At 39.9% G+C, this 25,726-nt stretch carries 26 protein-coding genes; 8 read left to right on the top strand and 18 right to left on the bottom strand.

Translation table 11 applies throughout. The annotated features are described in order from the left end of the window. Positions 1 to 93: 93 nt before the first annotated feature. From trpC to ACGTJS_RS12210, 3 genes are read right to left on the bottom strand one after another with little or no spacing between them, the layout of a single operon-like run. Positions 94 to 903: an indole-3-glycerol phosphate synthase TrpC gene (gene trpC / locus ACGTJS_RS12220; protein WP_315041606.1), complete on the bottom strand. Its 810-nt coding sequence runs from the start codon at positions 901 to 903 to the stop codon at positions 94 to 96. 22 nt (positions 904 to 925) lie between these two features. Further along, the gene (gene trpD / locus ACGTJS_RS12215; protein ID WP_410472278.1) at positions 926 to 2,044 is read right to left on the bottom strand and encodes an anthranilate phosphoribosyltransferase; all 1,119 of its coding nucleotides are present in this window, start codon (positions 2,042 to 2,044) and stop codon (positions 926 to 928) included. 35 nt (positions 2,045 to 2,079) lie between these two features. After that, positions 2,080 to 2,691, bottom strand: a complete 612-nt coding sequence (locus ACGTJS_RS12210) for an anthranilate synthase component II (RefSeq protein ID WP_410473273.1) — start codon at positions 2,689 to 2,691, stop codon at positions 2,080 to 2,082. 477 nt (positions 2,692 to 3,168) lie between these two features. Between ACGTJS_RS12210 and glnA the strand changes: the two genes are divergently transcribed. Beyond that, on the top strand, positions 3,169 to 4,578 hold the full coding sequence (gene glnA, locus ACGTJS_RS12205; RefSeq protein ID WP_410472277.1) for a type I glutamate--ammonia ligase: 1,410 nt from the start codon (positions 3,169 to 3,171) through the stop codon (positions 4,576 to 4,578). A gap of 176 nt (positions 4,579 to 4,754) precedes the next feature. Then, entirely contained in the window at positions 4,755 to 5,738 is a 984-nt protein-coding gene (locus ACGTJS_RS12200; RefSeq protein ID WP_410472276.1) for a mechanosensitive ion channel family protein, read from the top strand. 77 nt (positions 5,739 to 5,815) lie between these two features. Here the strand turns inward: ACGTJS_RS12200 and ACGTJS_RS12195 are convergent, their stop codons facing one another. Continuing rightward, a complete protein-coding gene (locus ACGTJS_RS12195) occupies positions 5,816 to 7,348 on the bottom strand; it encodes an acetyl-CoA hydrolase/transferase family protein (protein ID WP_410472275.1) in 1,533 nt (510 codons plus the stop codon). A gap of 158 nt (positions 7,349 to 7,506) precedes the next feature. Next, positions 7,507 to 8,790, bottom strand: coding sequence for a phosphoribosylamine--glycine ligase (gene purD / locus ACGTJS_RS12190; protein WP_410472274.1), 1,284 nt, complete (start codon positions 8,788 to 8,790; stop codon positions 7,507 to 7,509). A 58-nt stretch (positions 8,791 to 8,848) separates the two neighbouring features. On the opposite strand from purD, the gene ACGTJS_RS12185 reads away from it, so the two are divergent. Beyond that, a complete protein-coding gene (locus ACGTJS_RS12185) occupies positions 8,849 to 9,535 on the top strand; it encodes a ribonuclease HII (protein ID WP_315041617.1) in 687 nt (228 codons plus the stop codon). Between the two features lie 11 nt (positions 9,536 to 9,546). On the opposite strand, the gene ACGTJS_RS12180 is transcribed toward ACGTJS_RS12185, so the two are convergent. From ACGTJS_RS12180 to ACGTJS_RS12150, 7 genes are read right to left on the bottom strand one after another with little or no spacing between them, the layout of a single operon-like run. Next, on the bottom strand, positions 9,547 to 11,118 hold the full coding sequence (locus ACGTJS_RS12180) for a DUF3482 domain-containing protein (RefSeq protein WP_410472273.1): 1,572 nt from the start codon (positions 11,116 to 11,118) through the stop codon (positions 9,547 to 9,549). Positions 11,119 to 11,151: 33 nt separating this feature from the next. After that, the gene (locus tag ACGTJS_RS12175; RefSeq protein ID WP_410472272.1) at positions 11,152 to 11,625 is read right to left on the bottom strand and encodes a hypothetical protein; all 474 of its coding nucleotides are present in this window, start codon (positions 11,623 to 11,625) and stop codon (positions 11,152 to 11,154) included. 40 nt (positions 11,626 to 11,665) lie between these two features. Beyond that, positions 11,666 to 12,181, bottom strand: a complete 516-nt coding sequence (locus ACGTJS_RS12170) for a hypothetical protein (protein ID WP_410472271.1) — start codon at positions 12,179 to 12,181, stop codon at positions 11,666 to 11,668. 23 nt (positions 12,182 to 12,204) lie between these two features. Next, positions 12,205 to 13,566, bottom strand: coding sequence for a DUF2868 domain-containing protein (locus ACGTJS_RS12165; protein ID WP_315041624.1), 1,362 nt, complete (start codon positions 13,564 to 13,566; stop codon positions 12,205 to 12,207). A 14-nt stretch (positions 13,567 to 13,580) separates the two neighbouring features. Continuing rightward, positions 13,581 to 13,988, bottom strand: coding sequence for a type II toxin-antitoxin system VapC family toxin (locus ACGTJS_RS12160; protein WP_410472270.1), 408 nt, complete (start codon positions 13,986 to 13,988; stop codon positions 13,581 to 13,583). 3 nt (positions 13,989 to 13,991) lie between these two features. Beyond that, positions 13,992 to 14,273 carry a hypothetical protein gene (locus ACGTJS_RS12155; RefSeq protein WP_315041629.1) on the bottom strand — a complete coding sequence of 94 codons (282 nt, stop codon included), beginning with the start codon at positions 14,271 to 14,273 and terminating at the stop codon, positions 13,992 to 13,994. Between the two features lie 15 nt (positions 14,274 to 14,288). Next, entirely contained in the window at positions 14,289 to 15,176 is an 888-nt protein-coding gene (locus ACGTJS_RS12150; protein ID WP_410472269.1) for an ATP-binding protein, read from the bottom strand. 180 nt (positions 15,177 to 15,356) lie between these two features. Here ACGTJS_RS12150 and ACGTJS_RS12145 point away from each other — a divergent pair, with 180 nt between their 5' ends. Beyond that, positions 15,357 to 15,800, top strand: coding sequence for a hypothetical protein (locus tag ACGTJS_RS12145; RefSeq protein WP_410472268.1), 444 nt, complete (start codon positions 15,357 to 15,359; stop codon positions 15,798 to 15,800). Further along, positions 15,784 to 16,089 (top strand): hypothetical protein, encoded by a 306-nt coding sequence (locus ACGTJS_RS12140; RefSeq protein ID WP_315041633.1) that lies wholly within the window; start codon positions 15,784 to 15,786, stop codon positions 16,087 to 16,089. Before ACGTJS_RS12145 ends, ACGTJS_RS12140 begins: the two co-directional genes overlap by 17 nt. A gap of 49 nt (positions 16,090 to 16,138) precedes the next feature. Here ACGTJS_RS12140 and murU read toward each other — a convergent pair whose 3' ends face one another. After that, positions 16,139 to 16,825 carry an N-acetylmuramate alpha-1-phosphate uridylyltransferase MurU gene (murU, locus tag ACGTJS_RS12135; protein ID WP_315041635.1) on the bottom strand — a complete coding sequence of 229 codons (687 nt, stop codon included), beginning with the start codon at positions 16,823 to 16,825 and terminating at the stop codon, positions 16,139 to 16,141. A gap of 136 nt (positions 16,826 to 16,961) precedes the next feature. Then, positions 16,962 to 17,984 carry an aminoglycoside phosphotransferase family protein gene (locus ACGTJS_RS12130; RefSeq protein ID WP_410472267.1) on the bottom strand — a complete coding sequence of 341 codons (1,023 nt, stop codon included), beginning with the start codon at positions 17,982 to 17,984 and terminating at the stop codon, positions 16,962 to 16,964. Positions 17,985 to 18,372: 388 nt separating this feature from the next. On the opposite strand from ACGTJS_RS12130, the gene ACGTJS_RS12125 reads away from it, so the two are divergent. Together ACGTJS_RS12125 and ACGTJS_RS12120 are read left to right on the top strand one after the other, a co-directional pair. Next, positions 18,373 to 21,159: an LPS-assembly protein LptD gene (locus ACGTJS_RS12125; RefSeq protein WP_410472266.1), complete on the top strand. Its 2,787-nt coding sequence runs from the start codon at positions 18,373 to 18,375 to the stop codon at positions 21,157 to 21,159. 47 nt (positions 21,160 to 21,206) lie between these two features. Beyond that, on the top strand, positions 21,207 to 22,571 hold the full coding sequence (locus tag ACGTJS_RS12120) for a peptidylprolyl isomerase (protein ID WP_410472265.1): 1,365 nt from the start codon (positions 21,207 to 21,209) through the stop codon (positions 22,569 to 22,571). 19 nt (positions 22,572 to 22,590) lie between these two features. Here the strand turns inward: ACGTJS_RS12120 and pgeF are convergent, their stop codons facing one another. From pgeF to ACGTJS_RS12100, 4 genes are read right to left on the bottom strand one after another with little or no spacing between them, the layout of a single operon-like run. Further along, positions 22,591 to 23,385 carry a peptidoglycan editing factor PgeF gene (gene pgeF / locus ACGTJS_RS12115; protein WP_410472264.1) on the bottom strand — a complete coding sequence of 265 codons (795 nt, stop codon included), beginning with the start codon at positions 23,383 to 23,385 and terminating at the stop codon, positions 22,591 to 22,593. A 12-nt stretch (positions 23,386 to 23,397) separates the two neighbouring features. Then, positions 23,398 to 24,075 carry a putative quorum-sensing-regulated virulence factor gene (locus tag ACGTJS_RS12110; RefSeq protein WP_410472263.1) on the bottom strand — a complete coding sequence of 226 codons (678 nt, stop codon included), beginning with the start codon at positions 24,073 to 24,075 and terminating at the stop codon, positions 23,398 to 23,400. Between the two features lie 56 nt (positions 24,076 to 24,131). Beyond that, positions 24,132 to 24,329 (bottom strand): MipA/OmpV family protein, encoded by a 198-nt coding sequence (locus ACGTJS_RS12105; RefSeq protein ID WP_410473272.1) that lies wholly within the window; start codon positions 24,327 to 24,329, stop codon positions 24,132 to 24,134. A 31-nt stretch (positions 24,330 to 24,360) separates the two neighbouring features. Further along, the gene (locus ACGTJS_RS12100) at positions 24,361 to 24,627 is read right to left on the bottom strand and encodes a hypothetical protein (protein WP_410472262.1); all 267 of its coding nucleotides are present in this window, start codon (positions 24,625 to 24,627) and stop codon (positions 24,361 to 24,363) included. Positions 24,628 to 24,822: 195 nt separating this feature from the next. Here ACGTJS_RS12100 and ACGTJS_RS12095 point away from each other — a divergent pair, with 195 nt between their 5' ends. Further along, a complete protein-coding gene (locus ACGTJS_RS12095; RefSeq protein ID WP_410472261.1) occupies positions 24,823 to 25,656 on the top strand; it encodes an HpcH/HpaI aldolase/citrate lyase family protein in 834 nt (277 codons plus the stop codon). Positions 25,657 to 25,726 lie beyond the last annotated feature (70 nt).

The following is a 25,726-nucleotide window of genomic DNA, read 5'->3' as shown; positions in this document are numbered from 1 at the left end:
ATTTTTTTTGATTTAAAAAATTAAGCGTTTCGGATTTATTCATTTATATTTCCAATTAACATCGTCAAACTTGGTAATACAAGCGTACAAAAATCATTGACTATCCGCCAACAATTTTGCCAATGCTTGCCCTGCGTTTTCCGTTTTCATAAACTGCTCACCAATCAAAAACGCATGAATATCATGCTCAAGCATTAACTTCACATCATCAGATGAATGAATACCGCTTTCCGTTACCAACAAACACGACTTATCAAACATCTCACGCAACTTTAACGTGGTGTTAAGACTGGTTTCAAAGTTATTTAAATTACGATTATTAATCCCATAAATATTTTGCGTGTGTTTTGGCAAACGTAACGCACGTTCAACTTCCGTTTTATCATGACATTCAATCAACACACTCATGCCAAGATTTAATGCCAATTCGTGCAATTCGGCAACTTGAGCGTCCGACAAACACGCCATAATCAGCAAAATACAATCCGCCCCCAAAGCACGAGATTGCATGATGTGATACGGCTCAATCATAAAATCTTTTCGCAATAAAGGCAAACTCACCGCCTCACGTGCTTGAAGCAAATATTCGTTAGAGCCTTGAAAATAATCCACATCAGTCAAAACCGACAGGCAACTTGCACCTGCTTGTTCATAGCCTTTGGCGGTGGCGATAGGGTCAAAGTTTTGGGCGATAATGCCTTTTGATGGCGACGCTTTTTTGACTTCAGCAATCACCCTGATACCTTCTTTGCGTAAACTGCCTGCAAAATCTCGGATATCGTCTTTTTTGCTCAAGGCAATTTGTTCAAGGTCATAAAAAGACTGTTGTTGTTTTGCTTTGATAAGCTCTTGTTTTTTGGTTTCAACGATTTTTTTTAAAACTGATGGGACTTCGTGTGTCATATTTTTTCCAAATTTTTAAACATTATTTTGCAAATTGTTGGGTATATTTTGCCAAACTGTGCAATTTTTCAAGGGCTTGCCCTGTCTGGATAATCTCTAACGCTTTGGCAACGCCTTGTTGATGGCTATCGGCAAGCCCAGCAAGATAAATCGTTGCCCCTGCATTTAACGCAATCATATTCATGGCTTTTTGGGCGTTTTCAGGTTTTTTTGGATTATTGACAAGGGCTTGTTCAATCAATTCAAGGCTTTGAGCCGATGATTCAACGGTCAAACCGTGCAAACTTTGGGACGCAATGCCAAAATCTTCTGGCGAGATTTCATAAGTTGTGACTTCGCCATTTTTGAGTTCTGCGACAAAAGTGGTCGTGGCTAACGAAATTTCGTCCAAACCATCACTAGAAGCGACCACCATCACATGATTATCGCCTAGATTTTTAAACACATGGGCAAGCGGTTCGCACAGTTTTGGGCTAAATACGCCAATGAGTGCATTTTTGACCCCTGCAGGATTGGTTAAAGGTCCTAAAATGTTAAACAAGGTTCTTACGCCCAATGCCTTACGTACAGGGGCGGCAAAACGCATGGCACTGTGGTGATTGGGTGCGTACAAAAAGCCAAAGCCTTGATTTTTAATACATTGTTGCATTTGTTCTGGCGTAAGATTTAAATAAACGCCTGCTTGTTCTAATAAATTTGAACTACCAGAATTGGTAGATACGCCACGACTGCCATGTTTTGCCACATGACAATCCGCCGCTGCCGCAACGAGCATGGAGGCAGTAGATACGTTAAATAAATTCGCCCCATCGCCCCCTGTCCCTACGATATCCACCAAGTTTGGTGTATCGCCCAAATCTACTTTGGTGGCAAGCTCACGCATGACGCTGGCATCCGCACTGATTTCATCAATGCTTTCGCTTTTCATACGCAAAGCGGTGAGCAACGCCCCCATCATGGTATCCGAGCAGTTGCCCTGCATAATCACTAGCATGACCGCACGCATTTCATCAAAGGTTAAATCAAGATGATTAATCGCTTTGTCAAGGGCGGTGGTGAGTAGGGTGTCAATTTGTTGTTGGCTAAGTGGTTGATTTGATTGGCTAAGTTTGATAATTTGGCTTAAATCATGGGGTTTCATTCAACTGTCCTTTTAAAAAAATTATTGATAAAAAACTATTGATATTTGTTTAAAAAATTGTGTAATAAGGCTAATCCATTTTCACTCAAAATTGACTCTGGGTGAAACTGCACGCCTTCAATAGCAAGGCTTTGATGACGGATTGCCATGATAGTTTTTTGTGAAAAATCTGGTTTGTCTACTTGATTTTTATGGGTTTGTTCAAACGTCCACGCATTGACAAGCCAATCATCACTTAAACTTTGATTGTCAATCACCAACGAATGATAACGAGTCGCCAAAAATGGACTGGGCAAACCCTGAAAAATCCCTGTATCATCATGATAAATCGGCGAAGTGCGACCGTGCATGACGGTATTTGCCTTGACAATCTTTGCACCAAAGGCTTGGGCGATGGCTTGATGACCCAGACATATGCCCAAAATCGGTATTTGCCCTGCAAACTGACGGATAATGCCTAGCGAAATCCCTGCTTCGCTTGGCGTGCAAGGGCCAGGTCCAATCACGATATATTGTGGGTTTAACGCTTGAATGTCGGCAATTGTTGGTTGATTGTTTTGGCAAACACGCACATCTTGTCCAAGTATTTGAAAATATTGCACAAGGTTATAAGTAAAACTGTCAAAATTATCAATAAACAACAACATTTTGGCAAACATCAATCCATCAAAACGTCTTAGTTTATCATTAAATGGCTTATCATTAAATGCCTAGCGGATAAATATTTTATCAAAATTTATTGGATTTTGATAAACCCTTGCACCAAAAATAATTTGCACAAAAATGGTGAAAAAATTGCATTGCATCGATTTGGTGCAAGATTTTTTTGAAATTGCACCAAAATAGAGAAATTTTTAGCTAAAAAAACTGTTTTTTTGGGCAACAAAGCCCAAAAATTAGCTAAAAAATCTTGGCACGCTATTTGAATGTATATTTGCATATAGCCTTGTATGCTAAAATTAATGTGTAACAATTATTTTTTGATAACAAAAGATTATAGCTAAGATAACCAAAAAAAGTTATATTATCTCTTGTCATTTTGTTTAAAACGGTATAAAGTTACATCAGTTTTTCACCATGATAATTCATACGAATTTATCAATTTTTCTCAAAAAGGAAACGTTATGTCAAACAAATTTTTAGACTTAATCAAATCAAGCGAAGCCAAATGGGTAGATTTTCGTTTTACTGATACGCGTGGTAAAGAGCATCATGTCAGCTATCCAGCATCTACGATGGACGAAGATATTTTTGAAGATGGCAAAATGTTTGACGGTTCGTCAATCGCTGGCTGGCGTGGGATTGAGTCATCAGACATGATTTTACGTCCAGATGCTGAAACTGCATTTATTGACCCATTTTTCCGTGATACCACCGTTGTGGTAACGTGTGATGTGATTGAGCCTGCAACGCTACAAGGCTATGACCGTGACCCACGCTCTATCGCTCGCCGTGCCGAAGAGTACCTAAAATCAACAGGCATTGGTGATACTGCATTCTTTAGCCCTGAACCAGAATTTTTTGTATTTGACGATGTTAAATGGTCAATTGATATGTCAGGTGCAAGACACACCATCTCTGCGGACGAAGCGGCTTGGAGTACTGACAAAGAAATGGAAGGCGGAAACTATGCGCACCGTCCACGTGTAAAAGGCGGTTACTTTCCGGTACCACCAGTAGATTCTGCACAAGATATGCGTGCGGATATGTGTAAAGCCATTGAGGACATCATGGGCGAAGGTCGTGTAGAAGTGCATCACCACGAAGTTGCTTCTTGCCAATTAGAAATCGGCGTGTCATTTAATACCATGGTGCGTAAAGCGGACGAAGTGCAACAGTTTAAATACGTTGTGCATAACGTGGCACACGAATACGGCAAAACAGCAACCTTTATGCCAAAACCAATCGTAGGCGACAACGGTTCTGGTATGCACGTGCATATGTCAATCTCAAAAGACGGTAAAAACACCTTTGCAGGCGACGAATACGCAGGCTTGTCAGAAACTGCCTTGTTCTTTATCGGTGGTATCATCAAACACGCTCGTGCGTTAAATGCGATTACCAACCCATCAACCAACAGCTACAAACGCCTAGTACCACATTACGAAGCACCGATTAAATTGGCTTATTCTGCGTCAAACCGTTCTGCATCAATCCGTATTCCTTATGTGGCAAGTCCAAAAGGTAAACGTATTGAAGCCCGTTTCCCAGACCCAGCGTGTAACCCATACCTATGCTTTGCAGCCTTGTTAATGGCAGGTCTTGACGGTATTCAAAACAAAATCCACCCCGGTGAAGCGGCGGACAAAAACTTGTACGACTTACCACCAGAAGAAGAAGCATTAATCCCAACGGTTGCAGAAAACTTGGAAGTTGCGTTAAAAGCGTTAGAAGATGACCATGAGTTCTTGTTAAAAGGTGGTGTATTCACCAAAGAAATGCTAGAAGCCTACATTGAGCTAAAACGTGATGAAGTAGAGCGTTACAACGTAACTGTTCACCCAATTGAGTTTGATATGTACTACAGTTGTTAATCTGATAGTTTTAGCATTTAATAAAAAACCATCGTCTATAATTAGATGATGGTTTTTTATGGGATTTTTTTAAAATAATTAACAAAAATTTACAATAAAAACAAAATGTAGTGGATTTTTTTGCAAAATTATTTCATAATTTGTGATTTTACTCAAATAAATTGTTAGGTAACTGTATGTTTTTTGAGACTGTTAATGTCAATGATGTGATAAATATGGGCTATGGCTTATTACACAATGCAATGCAAATTGATGTTTTAAGCCAAACGACTATCGGTAGTGTGGGCGACAAAATCAACGAATACCAAACCATTACCACATCTGCTCAAAAAATGCTGGAACAACTCATCAAACGTGTGCCATATTTAATCGTGGCAACGGTGGTATTTGTGGTGTTTTGGTTGCTATCAATTCTGTTTAGAAAAGGGGTCAAAAAAGCCTTAGGCGAACAGAAAAAACACCAAAACTTGATTACCGTATTTCAACGAGTGGGAACAGCGTTAATTTTGTTTTTGGGCTTTATGATGGCGATGATTATCGCTGTACCAAGTTTTACCCCTGCCAAACTGATTGGTGGTTTGGGAATAGGCTCGGTTGCGATTGGTTTTGCTTTTAAAGATATTTTTCAAAATTTGTTATCAGGTATTTTGTTGTTATTATCTGAGCCGTTTCGCATTGGCGACCAGATTATTTCGGGGGATTTTGAAGGGACAGTAGAAGATATCCAAATCCGTGCAACCAAGATTCGTACGTATGATGGTAGACAAGTCGTCATTCCTAATTCACAGCTTTATACCGCACCAATGACGGTAAATACCGCCTATTCAAAACGCCGTTTGGAATTTGAAGTTGGCATTAGCTATGACAGCGATATCACCCATGCCCAAAAAGTTATTTTAAACGTGCTAAACAATGAAGAAACCGTGTCAAAACTTGCTGAGCCGTCTGTGATTGCGACAGCATTGGCGGATAGTAGTGTGATGTTAAAAGTGCGTTGGTTTATTGATGATGGCACACAGTCTAACCGAGTAACTTCTATTAACAATGTCATTATCGCTGTCAAACAAGCGTTGGATAAAGAAGCCATTGGCATTCCATTTCCTATTACAACGTTGGACGTTAGTCGTCCATTGCCGATTCAAATTGACAATAAAAATTAACATGATGATAAATAAAAAACCACCGAAAATTCAGTGGTTTTTTATCAATTTTTATCAAAATAATATTTATCAAAACGTTATTTGATACGCATATCGCCTGTTTCAACAAAACGTTGGTGCCATGATAACGCTTCTGTCAAAATGTGCGGGGTGTGTACGCCACCTGTTTTGGCACTTAATGCTTCGGCATGGTCGTAATAATCACGAAGCATATCACGATAATCAGGGTGAGAACAGTTCTCAATGATTAATTTGGCACGTTGTTTTGGTGATTTACCACGCAAGTCCGCCATACCTTGTTCAGTTACGATAAACATCACGTCATGCTCGGTGTGGTCGTGGTGGCTAACCATTGGCACGATGGCTGAGATTTTGCCGTCTTTTGCCGTTGATGGGCTAACAAAGAATGAGAAGAACGCATTACGAGTAAAGTCGCCAGAACCACCGATACCGTTCATCATTTTTGTACCCATGATGTGCGTTGAGTTTACGTTGCCGTAAATATCCGCTTCAATCATCGCATTCATGCCGATGACACCCAAACGGCGAATGACTTCAGGATTATTGGTAAATTCCATTGGGCGTAAAATCAGTTTATCACGCAAAAATTCAATGTTGTCGTTAAAGCGTTGCAATGCATCTGGGCTAAATGATAGGGCAGTTGCTGATGCGGTTTTCATCTTACCTGCAATCACCAAGTCAAGCATACCGTCTTGTAATACTTCGGTATAACCTGTCAAATCTTCAAACGGTGCGTCCAATAAACCTGCCAATACTGCATTTGCCACGTTACCCACGCCTGATTGTAGTGGTAGTAGATTTTTTGGCAAACGACCTGCTTTTACTTCATGGCTAAAGAAATCAATGATTTGTGCTGCGATACGTTTTGATGTGTCATCAGGTTTAGCAAATTTGCTGTTACGGTCGCCACCATCTGTGATAACGATTGCCACGATTTTGTCCAAATCACACTCAAGGTACGGCGTTCCGATACGGTCAAAAGGTTCGATAATTTGGATTGGTTGGCGGTTTGGCGGTGTGCCGATGTCAAATTGAATGTCGTGCATACCTTCAAGCTTGGTATTTTGAGCGACGTTCACTTCAATGATGACTTGTTTGGCTACTTTTAAAATTTCGTTGTTGTTACCAATACCCATTGATGGAATGATTTTACCATCTTCGGTAATGCCTGTTGCTTCAATGATTGCCACTTGCATTTCGCCATAAAATCCTTGACGAATTTGTTGCTCAACGTGCGATAGGTGCATATCTTGGTATTCGGTGTTGCCTGCGTTAATGCTGTTACGCAAGGTTGGGTCAGACTGAAATGGGCTACGAAACTTAATCGCACCTGCTTCTGCCAATACGCCATCACATTCAGGAGCAGTTGAAGCACCTGTTAACATATTAATGCCAAATGATTTGCCATCTGCGTGGACTTGTTTTGCACGATTGGCAATCGCTGTGGGCAAGGCTTTTGGATAGCCTGCACCTGTAAAGCCACTGATACCAACGGTCATGCCGTCATGGATAAATTCGGCAGCTTGGTCAGCTGTCATGATTTTACTACGAAGTCCCTCGTGTCTAACACGTTCATGTGCGTTGCTCATTTTTTACTCCAAATTAAAGGTGAGTGAATAAAACATTAATAAAAAAATGTGAAAGAATTTTATTTGATTTTGAGCATATTCTCAAAAAAAATATCAAATAAAATTTTTGTTAATATAGCCAAAATATTGTCAAAATTCAAGGCTTTGTTAAGATATTTTTAACGTGCAATCGCACGCCAGCCAATATCACGGCGGTATTGCATACCATCAAAACTAATCGCCCCACAAGTCGCCAATGCTTTAGTCTGTGCGTCCAAAATATTGTCGCCTAATGCAGTAACGCACAGCACACGACCGCCATTGGTCAAAATTTCGCCATTTTCACCGTTTTTTGTGCCTGCATGGAAAACTTTAATATCGCCTTGTTGGTCGGCAATCGCAGGTAACCCACGAATCACATCGTCACTACTTGAGCTCTCTGGATAGCCTTTACTTGCCAGTACAATACCCAAAGCAGGACGGTTGTCCCATTCGGTTTCGCTAGGTAAATTGCCATTTAACCCTGCTTGAATCAAATCAACCATAGAGCCTTTTAAACGCATCATAATCGGCTGAGTTTCTGGGTCACCAAATCGACAATTAAACTCAATCACATACGGGTCGTTTTTCTCATCAATCATCAAGCCTGCATACAAAAAGCCCGTATAAGGCGTGCCGCCCGTTTTCATCGCATCCACTACAGGGCGAATGACACGCTCAATCACTTTATCATGCACGTCTTGGGTGACGACAGGGGCAGGCGAGTACGCACCCATACCGCCAGTGTTCAAGCCTGTATCAGCTTCGCCAATGCGTTTGTGGTCTTGGCTGGTCGCCATTGGCAAAATGTTGTCGCCATCAATCATACAAATAAAGCTCGCCTCTTCGCCTTGTAAAAACTGCTCAATCACCACTCGGCTACCTGCATCGCCAAATTTATTGCCAGAGAGCATATCGTTAATCGCATCAATCGCCTCAATCTCGGTCATCGCCACAATCACGCCTTTACCTGCGGCAAGTCCGTCCGCTTTGATGACAATGGGCGAACCTTCGGCCTTAACATAATTAATCGCTTCATCGGCATTGCTAAAAGTTTGATATTTTGCGGTTGGAATGTTGTGCTTAATCATAAAATCTTTGGCAAAGGCTTTTGAACCTTCAAGTTGGGCACAATACTTTGTTGGTCCCCACGCTTTGATGTTGGCTTTTTGCAAATCATCAACCAATCCTGCAACCAGCGGTGCTTCAGGTCCGACAAGCACAAAAGCAATGGCGTTGTTTTGGCAAAATTCAATCACCGCATTGTGGTTTTTCACATCAAGGTTGATGTTTTGTAATTTTTCTTCCAAATCTGTGCCTGCATTGCCATTTGCCACAAAGACGGTGTCCACTTTGCTGTCCTTGGCACATTGCCAAGCTAGGGCGTGTTCACGTCCGCCTGTACCGATGACTAAAATTTTCATAATTGCTCCAAATGATGTTAAAATGATAACCATTATAGCAAATTTGGAACAAAATTAAATGAAAAATCACTTTATTATTGGTGTGGACGAAGTAGGGCGTGGTCCACTTTTGGGTGATGTGGTGGTGTGTGCGTTGGTTTTTGATAACGATATTTTAACGGTAAAACAAGATAGCCTCAGCAAAGATTTATCCAAAGCTGACAGTGTGGGGTTGGTAGAAAATCATGCTTTAACCGCTTTAACTGATTCAAAAAAACTCTCCGATAAAAAGCGAGAAACTTTGTTTCCCATTATTGAACAAACGGCAACTTATCATAAAATTGTCAAAATTTCAGCAAGTTTGATTGATGAGCTAAACATTTTGCAAGCAACGCTTCTTGGTATGAAACAAGCAATTGCAAGCGTGATAGAGCAAATTTTGCAAACGCACCCAAACGCCACTTTTAGTGTGATGGTGGACGGAAATAAACTACCTGTGCTATTTGATTTGCCGTTTTATGAGCGAATTGTCTGTGAAATGGCGGTGGTCAAAGGCGATGGCAAACACGCCTGTATCAGTGGGGCGAGCGTGCTTGCCAAAGTGGTGCGAGACCGAGATATGGTTGAGCTTGCCAAGATTTATCCTGATTATGGCATTGAAAAACACAAAGGCTATCCAACGGCTGTGCATATCCAAGCGATTGAAAAATATGGTATTTTACCCATGCACCGCAAAAGTTTTGCACCGATAAAACATAGGCTGTGAATGGATTTTTATTATTCAAATTTTGTTTGCAATTTGATTAATTTATCCGCCAATTGCCAAGCCGTTTCATCTCGCAAATCATACGCACTTTTAGCAAGTTTACCGTCATTCAGCGATGACCATTGCGGTTTGCCACGCGCTTTTTTGAGCATATCAGGCAATTTATCCGCCGAAAAAATCGGCATGGCTTGCGTGGTATTTTTTACCACTTTTTCCACATTGGCGTGTCCACGATGTCGCAAAGTCATAAGCAAATCAGTCGCCCTTGTTGCCAATAATGCAAGCGTGGCAGGGTCAATGTACAAGCGTTTGACACCGTTGATTTTATCGGCAATCGCCCCTGTATTGCCAGCCACACCGCCAAGCAAGCCTCCAATCGCCGTACCAAGCCCAAGCGTTGTACCAAGCGACATCGCATCAATACCTAAGCCAATCAACGCACCTGCCGCAGCCCCGCCACCTGTTCGCAAGCCATAACTTGCTAATAACTCGCTGTCAAATGGGTCTCGCCGATATTCGGTCAGCTCAAGCGGTGTGGTGGCGACTGTGTTGTCATAAAATTTGTACAAATTTAACAAGTCATCTTGCAAACTGCGTTCGGCTTGTCGTACTTTTTCTTGCATTTTGGTTAAAGTCGGCAATGGGTCGTCGTCTTCATGAATGGTTTCTACAAAACTTGCGACATTGAGCAAAAAATGAGCGATTTTGATATTGGATTCTTCATACAAAGTCGCCCAATCTTCTGTTCTGCGAGCCATTAACTGATTTAACATATCGGGCTGAATAAGCATGGTTGCAAGGTTTTGCCAAAGTTTCATCTCATCATCAAATTCAAATGCCACCGAGTCAAAGCGAGTAGAAACGTGCAAATTGCGTCTAGCGAGCATGGTTTGCCAATCGGCAATTTGGCTGTCTTTGTCATGGCTAAAGTTAAACACAGGCATGACAGGAACGGCAGACCACGACAAGACGGTTAATTCGTCCTTGTATTTGCCAAGCACAGGCTCACGAGCGTCCACTACATAAATGGCGATGTCGCTTGCGAGTAGTTGGCGAATGACTTTGGCTTCTTGGCTGTAGTCGTTTTGAGCAGGCTCGCTTGCCAAAAACTGTTGCAAGCGTTCTATACCATCACGGCGACTTGCGGTGTTGTCTTCTAGCCAGTCCATCAATCCTGTGGCATCTTCAAGTCCTGGCGTGTCGTATAATGCGACTAGATTTTGACCCGTTTGGCTATCACTGATAATGGCTTTTTCCACATGGCGAGTGGTGGCGGGGGCGTTTTTGACTTCGCCAAAATACACGTCACGCAGTAGCGTTCGTAAGATGGACGTTTTACCTGTGTTGGTGTGTCCGACAACGGCAAGTTTGAGCGGTTCGTTTTCGCCAATGCTGACTTTGCGGTTAAAGTTTTGATTCGATGTTTCTGTTAATTCTTTATTTGGTTCACCTATGGTTATGTCGTTTTGATTTTTAACAACAAGTGTTTTATTGTCAAAATTATTATCAAAATCCACATCAATAGGGGGTTTTGTTGGATTGACGGTTTGATACACGTCAATATTTTTATTGTTTTCGTTCATTTTTAACAACCTGATTAAGTATTAAGATTAAATTTAAAAATTTTTTGACAAATTTTGCGTAAAGTTGATTAAGTTAAAGTCAGCTTTGGGGTAAACACCTATATCAACATAAGCACAATCATCAAAATCATTAAATGCAATAATCCTTGTTCCTGTTAGATTATTTGCAGTAGGTTTTGATGTTTCTAAGTTTTGCGTGATACAGGAAATATTGCTCAGTTGCATTTTGGTTGATGGGTTTTTTGATTTATAAATATCAAGAATTTGCATTTGATAACGAAAAGCATTCGTTTGATTAAACAATCTCATTGGATTATACAGTTTTTCTAATTTACCAATGCCAATATTTGCCAATACAACATGGTCATAATGACACATATTAGACAAAATCCATTGTTTATCGTCTTTTGCATCAATATTGTTAGCACAGTTTAAATCGGCATAACTCAACACAGATAGCAAAGAAAAACTGATAAAATACAATAACTTGATGAATATTTTTGTCATTTTAGCGACCCATTAATCAACATACAAACTTATAAAAATATCAACTATTTAACGCTGATTTTAACAAATCAAACCCTTGTTTGGTCTGCGAATACTGCAACCAATCATCATTATCTGCCAATTCACCAGTTTCTTCATCAACCAATAAATCAAAATAATTCAAAAAACTCACCGCCGATTGCAAAGTCATATTATCTGAATCTTCCGACTTTTGTTCAATTTTGCTTAACACTAACCAATTATCCAACAACTCCATTAACAACAAAATCGCTTCGCTAGTGCAATGCGGATAATCTTCGCCCATATCCCACATCAAATTATCAAGGTCGGATAATTGTTGTTCAATGACATCATCTTGCCAACTTTGATTGATAATTTCGTCAAAAATAGTTTTGTAAAATGGCTTTTCGCTGTCCAATTCACCGTCTACCCAATCATTTGGTAAATCTTTAACAAATTGATAAATTAACTTTTGAACAAAGTTGATTTGTTCGGCAAGCGATAATTGCGGAACTTTGTCGCCAATAAAATTGGTAACATCGTTATAAGTTTTCATAATTTTTCCTAAATCGTTGTTTTTTAAATTCTTACCAATGCAATTTGCCGTTCTGCTAACGCATTTTCCCATTGTTCTCTACGAGATTTAAACTGAGCTAATTCGGCAGGTGTAGGCAAAAAGTCTTGTTTAAAATCCAATAATTGCACAATTAAACCACCTTTGGCATGACTTGCAATCGTGTCTAATTTTCGCATTGTGCCACGGTCTGGCAAGGCTTGCGGTGGAATACCGACCAATACTTGAACCGCATTATCCGCCAAATACGTTTGCAATTTTGCCATATCGTCCCTGTCGTCAATCACGCCCATATACTCAATGCTGTTTTTATCAAAAGCATGACCGACTGCAAACTGATACCAATGTTCATCGGCATACGGATATTCTAGCAGTACGACCAATTTTTTGGCTTGGCTGATTTGGGCGGTGGGAGCGACAGGTTTTAATTCGGTGGGGCTATCGTCTGGGTCGATGACTTTTCGTTGCCAAAAGTCGATAATTTTTTGGTAATAAGGTTGTTTGATATCCAATTTCATTCGGCTAGAATTTACCATGACAAGACAAAACAACCAAGCGACAAGGCGTGGCACAATGCCGTACATCAGCAAACTACCGATAAGTAACATCGCCCAACGAAAGGCAACCATTTGCGGTGTGATGTCGGTGTGGGTTTGGGCGGTGATGATGTCTTGGGCGGTCGGTGTGGGAAAGCCGACAAGATTTGGCAACCAAGCCATAATTTTAACGAGTTCAACAACGGTTGAGTTTTGTAAAAGCGTGGATTCCCAAACAAAATTATAGTTTTTGACAAGCAATAATAAAATCAGCGAAACGAGCATTCCGCATAGGCTTGCGAGCCAAAATTGGTGGCTAATTCGGCTGATAAACCACTTTGTGCCTGTGTGATTGAGCTGTTCTTGGTACACTTCTACCGCCGTTTGGGTAACAGGGTCTTTGCCACGCATTAGCGTGGCTGGGCTAAACAGTGAACCGAACAGACTGGGTTTGTTTTTTGGCGAAAACAATAAAAATATCAGCCAAACCAGTAACATCAAGGTATGAAATCCAAGCAAACTTGCCAACACATAAAAAAAGTTCACGACATGGGCTTGCATGATACCGAACAAGCCGATAAAGCCCAACACAAACCACAGCAGTGTACCGCCCCAAATCGTGCCGTTGATACGGCTGTCAATGGTGGCAAGCAGGTGGGCGAGTTTGCCATCGCTGTCTATGCGAGTGGCTCGGTGGCGAAGCTTGGTAAGTGGGTCGCTCGGTTCGTTTTGCAGTTTTTCGGTGATAAGTAAGGGGTCAGCCGAAAAAATGTGGTTTTTTTCTTCTAATCGGCGGACAAGTTCGGTCAGTTGGTCTTGGGGTGTGTACATTTTTTAGTTGTCTTTTATGTTGGTTCTTTTGCAGTTAGGTGTAGTGAAAGCGTTTTTGACTTTTTAATAAATTTCTTATCAAAGGTATAAAAATTGTCGCAATGTTGGGTTTTTAACAAGTGTATCGCATCGGTAAAATCCATTCCTTGAGCATATAAACTGGTGGCAATTTTTACCATTTCTATATCTTCAATAAAAATATCAGGTAAATCGCAAAGATTTTGCAAAATTTCTACCACACCTGCTCTTGGCAACAAATAACCTTTACTTATTACCCAAACAAATTCAAGGATTACAGTTAAAGCAATAAAACTGGGCTGTAAAAAAAGCTCTTCAGCGATTAGGCGTTGGGCTTGGGCTTCTTTGTCGGTTGGGTCGTTGATAAAAAGCCGAACAAGAATGTTGGTGTCGAGGGCATTCATGGCTTAATCCTCATCAAATAAGGTGATATGGTCGGCAACATCAAATTCAAATAAATTAAAATCTTTAGGCGGTGTAACTGTAACCATGCCTGACACAGCTTTAATTCTTTGACGTTTATAAGCTAAATATTCTGCGGTTTGTTGCTCTTGGGATTTTGATTCCAACGTAATACCTTTTTTTGACGCAATGACTTCAAATTCTGTGCCTTTGGTTAAGCCAAATAGTTGCATAATGTTAGGCGGTAGTTGTAATGTGCCTGTTTCTGATAAAGTAATCGTTGTCATATTTTATCCTTTAAATTATTTTGCTAAACCTTTCATACCAATAAACGAACGGCTAAATTGATAGGCGACACGCCCAGACCGTCCGCCCCTTTCACTGGCAAAGCGTAACGCAGTCGCCCTTGCTTCATCATCAAATGCCAAATCCGCCTGTGCCAAATAATGTGCACAAATCTGCAAATACACATCTTGTGTCATCGGATGAAACGCCAGCCACAACCCAAAACGGTCAGACAAAGACACCGTTTCATCAATCGTTTCATACGGATTGACTTCATCGGTCTGCCCATTATAAATGCTCACATTGTCCTTCATCAGTTGCGGTAGCAGATGACGGCGGTTACTTGTCGCATACACGAGCAGTTTATCCTGTTCGCTGTCCAATGCACCGTCCAAAATAGACTTTAACGTGCGGTAATTTTCATCTTGCCCATTAAACGCCAAATCATCGCAATAAATGACATAATGACAACCATGATTGGGCAGTCGTTCATTCAATTCACGCACCGCTTGGCGAATGGGTTCTAACATCACCAAATCATCACGAGCCACTTCAATAATCCGCAATCCGTCATCTTTAAATTCGTTTAACAACGCCCTGATTAAAGACGACTTGCCCGCCCCACGAGTGCCTGTCATCAGCACATGATTGGCAGGCAAGTTTGCCAAATATTGCCGAGTATTTTGCATTAGCTTATTTTTTTGCACATCAATGCCGTACAAATCGTCCAATGTCAAACGCAAATCCACCGTTAAAGGCACAAGTTCACCGCTACCAGTTCGGCTATTAGAATGCCAACGATACGCCAAAACTTTTGGGTCAAGCGTTATCGGTTGTGGAATAGATTGGCTTAAAAATTGGGTTAATAAATCGTGTAAATCTTGGGATAAAGTTAAATTTGTCATGATTTTTTTATTCATTTATGGTTAAAATCAAGGGATATCAATACAATCGCTTATCTTAACAGATTTTTGAAAAATTTTTCATCATTTTTTCACAATGTAAACACTTGTATTTTGTTAAAATTTAGCATAAAGTAGTAAACAGTTTTTTATTGACAATTTTTTCCCACTTTTGCTGACTATATGATTGACCCAGCTTACACAGGGCGTTATGTGGCGATTGACTATAGCGATTATCTAAACAAAGACAGTTTGAATAAGGACAGCGAACCGACGGATAAATCAACCAATGTCGCCTTTAAAAAAATTGACATCAAAAAATTATTGCCGTTGTTAAAACAAACCGCCTTGCTTGAAGTGGCGGTATCCAATGATAGCGATTATCAAAACTTACCTTTGACCCAAGCCGACAAGCAAAAAGGCTATGAATTACTATTTTTAAAAAATTCATCTTATAGCACCAAGTCTATCATTGGTGATGTATTTGATACCGATGATTTGGCGTATGGTTCGTCATCTCGTTTGGAAAAAACGTTGTCAGAATTGCCACATCCAAAAACGGCAGATTCAGAATCAGGCGGTTGCGATTGTTCATCTGATGAATATGCAAATGGCAAACAGCGATGATATGGCGGTTGCCAGTACCGATGACGTTGCTAACGCAGAAGGCACTGAAGAAAAAGATAAATTTGATGAAGCGTTAAAACAATTTGACCAATACAAAACGGATAAATTGATGACCGCACAAGAATTTAATCAATTTTTGCAACAACATAGCGAAGCCGTCAAAAACTTGGTAGCGATTGGCAAAGAGCCAGACCAAAATCCGCAAAACAATGCTAACCGTAGTATTGGGCGAACTTTGTTTGATACTTATGTTTATCGTGATGTGTATGAGTTGGTGTTTGGAAAATAAACTGACGTTTTATACAAAATCAACCTATCAAAAATCGGCTTGTTAACAATCAAGCCAATTTTTGATTTAAGTTATTTAATCGCTCCACCGTGCCAACATCAACCCAATCATCAGCGAGCAATTCGCCTGTGATTTGTTCATTTATCATCGCTTGTTTTAACAGCGGTGCAAGCGGAGCAATATCACCAACCGCAACGCTATCTAGCAATTTTGGCGATAAAACGCTAATCCCTGCAAAGGTGTATTTTGGCGAGCCGTCAGTTTTGATAAAATTGTCAATTAATGCAAAATCGCCATTTGGATTGTGCGTGGCTTTATCGGTTAAAAATAAATGAGCGAGCTTATCGCCTAAGTCAAAATTCACCAATTTGGCAAAATCAAACGGTGTCCACACATCGCCATTCACCAAAATAAACGGTTCATTTTTGAGAAAATTTTCGCTCAACGCTTTTTTAATACCGCCTGCGGTTTCTAGCGGTTCGCCATCTTCACGAGAGATTTTTAAATTGACACCAAACTGACTGCCATCGCTCAACGCTTCCACAAGTTTGTCGGCAAGCCAAGATACATTGATGACAATATCGCTAATCCCTGCTTGTTTTAATGCCAAAATATGCCATACAATCAAGGGTTTACCACCAACTTCAACGAGCGGTTTTGGCGTGGTGAGCGTTAAAGGGCGTAGGCGAGTACCTTTGCCTGCGGATAAAATCATGGCTTGGGTGATTTTTGACATTTTTTACCTTTAAAAACAATTTTTTGAAAAAAAATAATGTCAATGTGATAAGTTTTATTTTAAAAATTTGTTGGGTATCATACTTCTACTCAATCTACGGTTAAAAACTTAAATTTTGACATTATCTAAAATAAAATTAAAGAATATCTTTACATTTTGGCATAACTTCATCATTTAACCATTGATAAAAATTATTAAAATCTACATTATTATTGGTTAAATTTTCTAAAGAAAATAACAAATCAGCAAAAACTTTTGGTAAATTGGCTAAATAACGGTTTTTGCCATCACGTTGAAATAATCGCACAAAAATCCCCAAAACTTTCAAATGGCGTTGCATACTCATCACATTAAAATCAGTTTTAAACTGATTAAAATCAACGTCAATGTTGGCTAATTCATAAAATTTTGTTAATTTTTCATTAACCCAATTTTCATCAAAATTAATATACGCATCACGCAACAAAGACGCTAAATCATAAGTATAACTACCGATTACCGCATCTTGAAAGTCAATTACGCCTAAATCTTGAGTTAAGTCATTATTCACAATCATTAAATTACGACTGTGAAAATCACGATGTACTACGACTTGCTGATGATTGGTAACTTGCTCTACAATTGTATTTTGTACATTTTGCCAAAGCTGTTGACTTTTTTCGTCCAATGTTACGTTAATATACGGCAAAAACCATTCATCAAACAACGCCATTTCACGTTTTAACAGCGTTTCATCATAATTTGGTAAAACATGATTTTGTAAATTTTTGGCATTTTCTAGCGGAATTTGTTGGATTTTTAAAATCGTTTGCATGGCTTTTTGATACAGATTTTCGGTCGTTGTCGTATCAACTCCGATTTTATCGGCAAAATCAGTCGCCCCCAAGTCTTCAAGCACGATAAAACCTTGCGTCTCATTAACGGCGACAAGTTTTGGCACATGAACAAAATCCGCCATCAGCGTATCCACAGCGATAAATTCTTTCACACTTTCTTTGGCGGGCGGTGCGTCCATGACGATATATTTTTCATTATCTACGGTCAAACGGTGATAACTGCGAAAGCTCGCATCACCTGCCAAACGGTGATGTTCAAAATGTTGGTCGGCAAAAATTTGGCTAAGCCATGCGTGTAGGTCGGTATCTCGTTGGTTTTGCATATTTTTCAACTTTTGTTTATTTAAATTGTTTTAAAAATGATTGAGAACCTGTATTCATAACATTCCGCATTAAAATCTTATCAATATTTGATGAATATTTGTTTGCTTTTTTGTCAAAAACGTTATGAATACAAGTTCTAAAAAACTTGATTATGCTAACCAAATTTGCTATTTTTCTCAAGCAAATTTCGGCAAATGTGAAAATTAATTATACTAATTGATATTTATTTGCTAAAAACGACAAAAAATTGGTATTTTTTGCAAATTTACCGTTAATTTTTGGTTAAAAGATAGTATAATTTGACGGCTAATGATATTATGCAAGCGTTTTATTTGATGTTTGTATAAAATACACATTTATCTTTTATTTAAATTTATGAATTTTGCTATGACTGGTCAAACCTCATCTTCTTTCCAACAGTTGCCAAAACGCTCGGTATTGAGTTTGGCGTTGCATCGTGCTTATGCTTTGTCGGTTTTGGGTTTATTAACCACAGCAGGCATGATCTCGCAGACTGCATGGGCTGATGATGGTATTGAGTCATTGGAAAACCAAAATCCTACCGCTTTGTTGGCGGATAGTTCTGTGCAAAATTCGTCAATGCTCGTTAATGAAAATGACGAAAGTATTCAAACGATTGACGTTGAAACGGTAACAAAAACGGACGACGCACGCCCAAATTTTGCCCCAACGGATATTCAACAAGCCAATTTGCAACGCTTAAAACAATATTATCAAGCCACGCCAAAAACTGATAACACAGCAGAATCCTTAACGAACGAACAAAAGTTTAAAAATATCACGCAAAACTTTGCTGATAATCTACTTGGCAAACAGCCTAAAGCTCCTGTGTGCTATGGTCAATGGGTGTATCCAACGACAACAAGTACGCTAAAACAACGTAATACCACCACCGATAATGCGATAAGTCAAAATCCAAATGCCCAAAACAGCGATTTTCCTTTGTATGCCGAAGCCGATTATGGCTATTATGACAGCGAAGATTATGCTGAATTGGCGGGAAATGTTCAGGTAAATCAAGGTGATCAGCAGATTAACGCTGATAAAGTTACCATAAATTTAAAAGACAATGTAGCGGTCGCTCATGGCAATGTGATGGTGATGGATTCGGGTGAAAACAGTGGCAATAATGCTGAAAATATGGTCAGTACGGAGAAAGGCTCATCGTTAAATTCACAAGGGCTGATTAGCGTTGCTGATGAAATCGCTTACCAAACCAACTCTACCAAAGCTACCGCCAAAGATGTCGCCTTTGCCAGCGTGCCAATGCAGGCTCATGGCTATGCCAAACAGTTGAACAAAGTGGATAACAGCCATTACGAAATTGATGATGTCATGTTTACCACCTGTGCTCCAGAAAATCCAACATGGCAAATCAATGCCAAAAACTTAGATATTAACACCGAAACAGGGCGTGGCGAAGTTTATAATGCTACCTTTAAAATCAAAGATAAGCCCATTTTTTATTTGCCATATTTTAATTTTCCTGTTGATGACAGACGTGCCAGTGGTTTTTTAGTGCCAAAAGCAGGGTTTAGTAATGACGGCGGTTTGCGTGTAGAAACGCCTTATTATTTTAACCTTGCCCCCAATTATGACTTGACATTAACGCCAACGATTTTTAGCACCAGAAATCCCATGCTTACAGGCGATTTTCGTTATTTGACAAAAGATTTTGGGGCAGGGGAAGTCATTGCTTCGTATTTGCCAAGTGATAAGGAATACCAAAATGAAGACCGCTCTCATGTGTTATATAACCATTTTTGGCAATCAAAAACTATTCCCAATTTAACCGCTCACGCCTTGTACCAGTATGTATCAGACCCAGCGTATTTTGATGATTTTGATACTTTGGGGCTTGAAAACAATCATTTAAACTTGCCACGCCGTATCCAAGCCGATTATTTTAACGATTATTTGACAGCGTCCGCCAAAGTGGAAACTTTTCAAACGGTAGACAAAGACACTGTTTTGGATAAAGACAAACCGTACCAACGTTTGCCACAGTTGTCGTTGAACTATCGTTTGCCTTATTTTGAAAATGAGAATGTGTATATCACAGGGGTGAGTGATTTTGCGTATTTTAAACGCCCCATTGATGACAATTCTGCACCAGAGCAAAGCGGTGGCAGACTGTATAACAAGTTAAGTGCGTCTTATCCTATCAAGCGTAGATGGGGCTATATCACCCCAACGGCAAGCCTTCAGCACCTTTATACTCAGTTTGATGAAGAAACAACGATTGCCAATAACTACACTGATGAAAACAAAAGCCAATCAGTTTTTGTGCCAGAGTTTAGCCTTGATACAGGTCTAATTTTTTATAAAGCAGGTTCGCCATTTGGCAAATTTGACCAAAAATGGGGGGGGTATCAACTGATTTCACCCCGTTTAAAATATGTGTATTCACCCTTTAAAGACCAAAGCGATGTGCCAAATTTTAACACTCGTTTGGCATCTTTGAACTTTCCACAATTGTATGAAAATTCGTGGTTTTTGGGTTATGACCGTTTGGCGGACAACAATCACTTAACGCCATCAATCAATTATCGCTATATTGATGCATCAGGTTTGACACGTCTTGATGCAAGTATTGGTCAGCAGTTTTATTTAAGTGATATTAAAGTTGGGTTAAATAATACCAGTCCAATGACGCTTGATAGTTCGGGGACGGTGCTTCAGTTAAGCTCACAGCCTTATCAAGATTTTTGGGTGGATTTGGACGGTGCAGTCAATGACAATGGCGGTCTGAATTATTATAATGCCCAATTGCGTTACCAACCCAATAACAATGCCTTGTACAATGTGGGCGTGATAAAGCGTAAAGCACAAGACTTTGGGCAACGAGAACTATCTGCGACCACTGCATCAGCGATTTTTCCGATTAGCCAAAACTGGGGCTTTTTGGGGGCGGTGCAATATGACAACCTAAAAAACCGTTATAGCGATGTGTTGGCAGGTTTTACTTATGATAGCTGTTGTTATGGTTTTTCGGTCTATGGTCGCAGTTATTATAACGAATTTGATGACAAACCCAACAAAGCCATCATAGCAGAGTTAAGCCTAAACAGTGCATTTAACAAACGCCAAGGCAGATTGGCAAGTTTGATTGGTGATAGGGTGCTGGGTGTTAATCAACTTAACAATTTTTAATTTATTTTAATTTATATTTCATATGAATTTTACAAAAGGAAAAATATATGCGTATTTTTAACCAACAATTTTTGTACGTTGCGATGTTGTCTGTCTTTGCTTTGGCAAGCCAAAATGCGATGGCAGAAACCATCAACAGCGACCAAACCACTGATAAACAAGTGGTGAAAGCGACTGACAAAACGCTTGATGGCGTGATTGCCGTGGTGAATGACACAGCGATTTTAAACAGCGAGCTTGACAATGCGGTGGCAATGGTGGCAAGTCAGCTCAAAGCTGAAAACAAAGCCATTCCGCCAGCCAATCAGATGTATTCGCAAGTGTTAAATCAAATGATTAGCCGACAAATTCAGTTGGATTTAATCAAAAAACAAGGATTTTCGGTCAGTGAAAATGAGTTAAATGTGGCTTTAAGTCATATTGCCAAACAAAACGGTATGAGCAGTTTGACTGCATTTCAACAAAAGTTAGATAGCGAAAAAGCAGGTTCATACAAAGCATTACGCCAACAAGTGAGCGAAGATTTAGCCATTCAGACTTTGCAACAGCAACAAATCGCACGCCGTGTCAAAATTAGCGAACAAGATGTTGATGCCTTTTTAAAATCACCAGAGAGCAGTGCCTTAGAGCAAAGTCAATATCGCCCATTACACATTCGTGTGCCTTTTACCAGTAAGGCAGGCGAGACACCAACTGAACGTCAAAAACAGTCTGCGATGACGGTTGCCGAAAAAATTGCCCAAGCCTTACAAGCGGAAAATGCCAATGTTGAGCAAATCGTGGCAAACGCCCAAAAAGGCTACACCACCCAAATTCAAGGCGGCGATGTCGGTTATCATACAGTGAAAGAGTTGCCAACAGATATTGCACAGCATATTACCAGTCTAAATATTGGACAAGTTAGCAAACCGCTTTTGACCGAGCAAGGCGTTGATGTTGTCAAATTGTTGGATAAAAAAGACGGCGGACAACACATCATTGACCAATGGCAAACCCGTCATATTTTGATTAGCCCATCAACCACTGTGTCAGCAGAGCTCGCCAAACAACAAATTGAAGCAATTTATCAACAATTATTAAAAGGTGCAGACTTTGCGACATTGGCAGCGACTTACTCAAAAGATGGCAGTGCGAGCAATGGCGGTTCGCTGGGCTGGGTGAGTGAAGGCGAGATGGTGCCTGCGTTTGAAGCGATGATGAAAAAGACCGAAGCCAATGATTTTTCTATCCCATTTCAAACTCAGTTTGGCTGGCATATTCTAAAAGTAGATGCCAAACGCAAGCAAGATGTTACCGATACTTACCGCCGTAATGTGGCTCGTGAAGTATTGTATCAACGCCTAGCACCACAGGCATTGGAAGACTGGCTGCAAGAATTGAGAGCACAGTCTTATGTCAAAATTTTGCAATGATTGACAAAGTTTTACAAAATTATTGATTGATAAAAATCAACGTTGCCATACGACCTGTGGCAACGTATTTTTTTTGGCTTTGCAAACGATAAGAATACAGTCTATCATCAGCATAACTGTCAAGTTGGCTTTGATATACCTGATGAATGCCACACGCATTTAACTGTAATTCGGCAATTTTTGCCAAATTTGCCAAATAATGTCCGTCCGTTGTGCGAATAAACAAACGATTTATCAATGATTCATCATTTTGTACTGTTAAATCAAGCGTTGCTAACACGGCTGTTTTGACTTTTTCGTCAACTTCGTAATTGCATTGAGCGATACACGCACCCACCCACGCACAAAAAACGCTTACATTATCGGACTGCTGTTGCATTTTTTTGACGGTCAAGCGAATGATATCTTTGGCAAGCCCTTGCCAACCTGCGTGAACCGCCCCAACCACACACCCAGCCCCATCAGCAATCATCACAGGCACGCAGTCTGCCGTCATAATCGCCAATGCCGTGTGTTTTTGTGTGGTGATTTGGGCATCGGCATTGATGGGTATTGCTAACAATTTGCCTTGATTGTCGTATATTTCGTTGCCATGAACTTGGTTAAGCCAATGAATGCTGTTTAACTGTGGGTAAGTAGTTTTCAATGAGTTTAGCAATGTCATACGGTTTTGATGAACGTTTATTGGCTCGTCCAAAACGTGCAAGCCCAAATTAAAATCGCCATACAGATTTTGTGCTGTCATGGCAGTGTGGCTGATGGTTTGCAAGACGGTGAATGGGCTAGGGCTGGGTAAAAAAATAAAATTTGACATGACGGTTGCTTATCATTGTGTGAGTGCCAGTTTTAAATAGGGGTCTAGTTCGGGTTGTTTGAGTAACCATTGCACATAATCATCAGGCAAATCGGCAATCGCTGTGCCTTTGTATTTGCCAAAGTTCAAATGTGTAGGTTTACGAGCTTTTTCACTCATGTCATACAGCGTTGGCAAATCGGTAATGTGTAATTTTTCGCACATGGTTTTTAAAATCAAAAAGGTAAACCAAATGTCATATTTTGCACCATGTGCGTGTTTGAGATTTTTTTTGGCAATATCGCTGTGCAAATAGCATAACATCGCCCCAAGCGTATGGCTGTCAATATCTGGATAACAATAGCGAGACAGTGCCAACGTGCAGATTTTTTTGATAGAACTGACATCGCATTCGGCATTTTTTAGCACTTCACAATCAAAGTCAATGTTATGCCCAATCAAATACGCACAGTCATTTGGCAATTCAAAAGTCGTATGAACTGGCTGGTCTGCGACATCGTCATCAAAAATTCGTGTGATGGCTTGACTGCCAAGACTGATTTTTTGTTCAGGATTGTAGCGTTGTTCAAAGGCTTTTGGTTCAAGGTAAATCAACATCTCTTCCACAAAACCAACTTTGATATAGGCGATTTCGGTAGCGTGTGGATTGATAATATCGTGGGCTTCGGTGTCTAAAATATAAGCAGTCATGGTTTTTTGAACAATATTGGATTAAAAATGATAGTGTATTTTTGTTTGTTTTTTTCTTAAAAATCAAATGCATAATTTGCACCCAATGCCACACCCCAAGACGTTCGGCTGTCTACTTTTGGGTTATTATAAATTTCATCAGCATAATAAGTGACGCTTGGAATTGCAAACAAATTTACCTTTGGATTGACACGATAAAACGCAGGTACACTGACAAACGGTTGAACGCTTGATGATGGGCTGTATGCGTCAATGCCAGATTTGGCGGACTCTTCAGCTGTTACCCTATAATACCTTTAAATTTTGTTGAGAATCTTTAATCACATTCATACCCAACTGATTGTCACGAAAAAACACCTTGCCATTGTCATAGCTTACCGCAGGGATTAACATGCTGTCCGTATCATAATTGCGAAAGCCTTTATCGCCCACGATACCGCCTATACCAACTTGTAAATTGGATTTTTTGGCACTGTTTTGAATATCTTCGGCAAATGCCACAGATGACACACAGCCCAATGTCATGGCGATAACAAGTGTTGTAATTTTCATAAAAATACCTTAAAAAAACGGATAAAATAAGATGAACGCCCATTTTACTACAAATTGGTTTAACAAACACCACTAAATTTCATTTTGCCAATCAAAATTTATACAAATATTTTTAAAAAATCGTACTGTTAAAAACCATGGCAATTGGCTAAAATAATCAAAAGTTTTTCACATTTTTTAAAATTTAGGTGTCAAATGCCAACTCATACGCTTGCCCCAACCAGTTATTTATTTGTCCCTGCTACCCACATTGAACGAGTTGCCAAAGCCTTTGACAAAGGGGCTGATGCGGTGATTGTTGATGTGGAAGATGGCGTTAGCGACCTACAAAAACAACAATCTTGGCAAAATATTGTTGATTATTTAAAAATTGACAACAATCCACCGATTTGGCTACGCATCAATGCGGTACAGAGTGAATTTTTTAACAACGACAACGGGCAATTACAACGCCTAAAAAACACAACTTATTTTGACAAAATTTCAGGGATTGTACTGCCAAAAGTGCAATCGGTAGATGATATTCAAACAGTATTTTTTGCATTAAACAAACCCATCATTGGCTTGATTGAAAATGCTCAAGGCATGGCAAACATTGCCAATATCGCCACCGCTCAAGGATTACAAGCGTTGAGTTTTGGTTTTTTGGATATTTGTGAACAGTTAAACGTGGTCGCCAACAGTACGTCAGGAGAAATGCTGTTAAATCAATTGCGTTATCAGTTATCAATTCACAGTAAAATCAATAATTTGCAAGCACCGATAGAAGGCGTTTTTGCCAATTTTCATGACAAAGATTTGATACGGCAAAGAGTGATTTTTTGGCAAAATTTGGGCTTTTCAGCGATGTTTTGTATTCACCCAAATCAAGTTGCCATTGTCAATGAATTGGCAAAAATCAGCGAAAAACAGCTTATTTTTGCCAAAAGAGTGGTGGATTATTACCAACAAACAGGCAGTTTTGCTTTTGCTATTGATGGCGAAATGGTGGACTTGCCTGTGATTAAGCAAGCCTTTCGGTTGTTATAGTCAATTAAAATTGCAATGATACTGCGTTGCCAACGCCCTTATGTACTACTTGTACACTGCGGACATTGTC

Source organism: Faucicola mancuniensis (genome assembly GCF_046523945.1).
Lineage (GTDB): Bacteria > Pseudomonadota > Gammaproteobacteria > Pseudomonadales > Moraxellaceae > Faucicola > Faucicola mancuniensis.
Note: the sequence above shows the minus strand (reverse complement) of the source record. Positions and strands in the feature narration are given on the sequence as shown.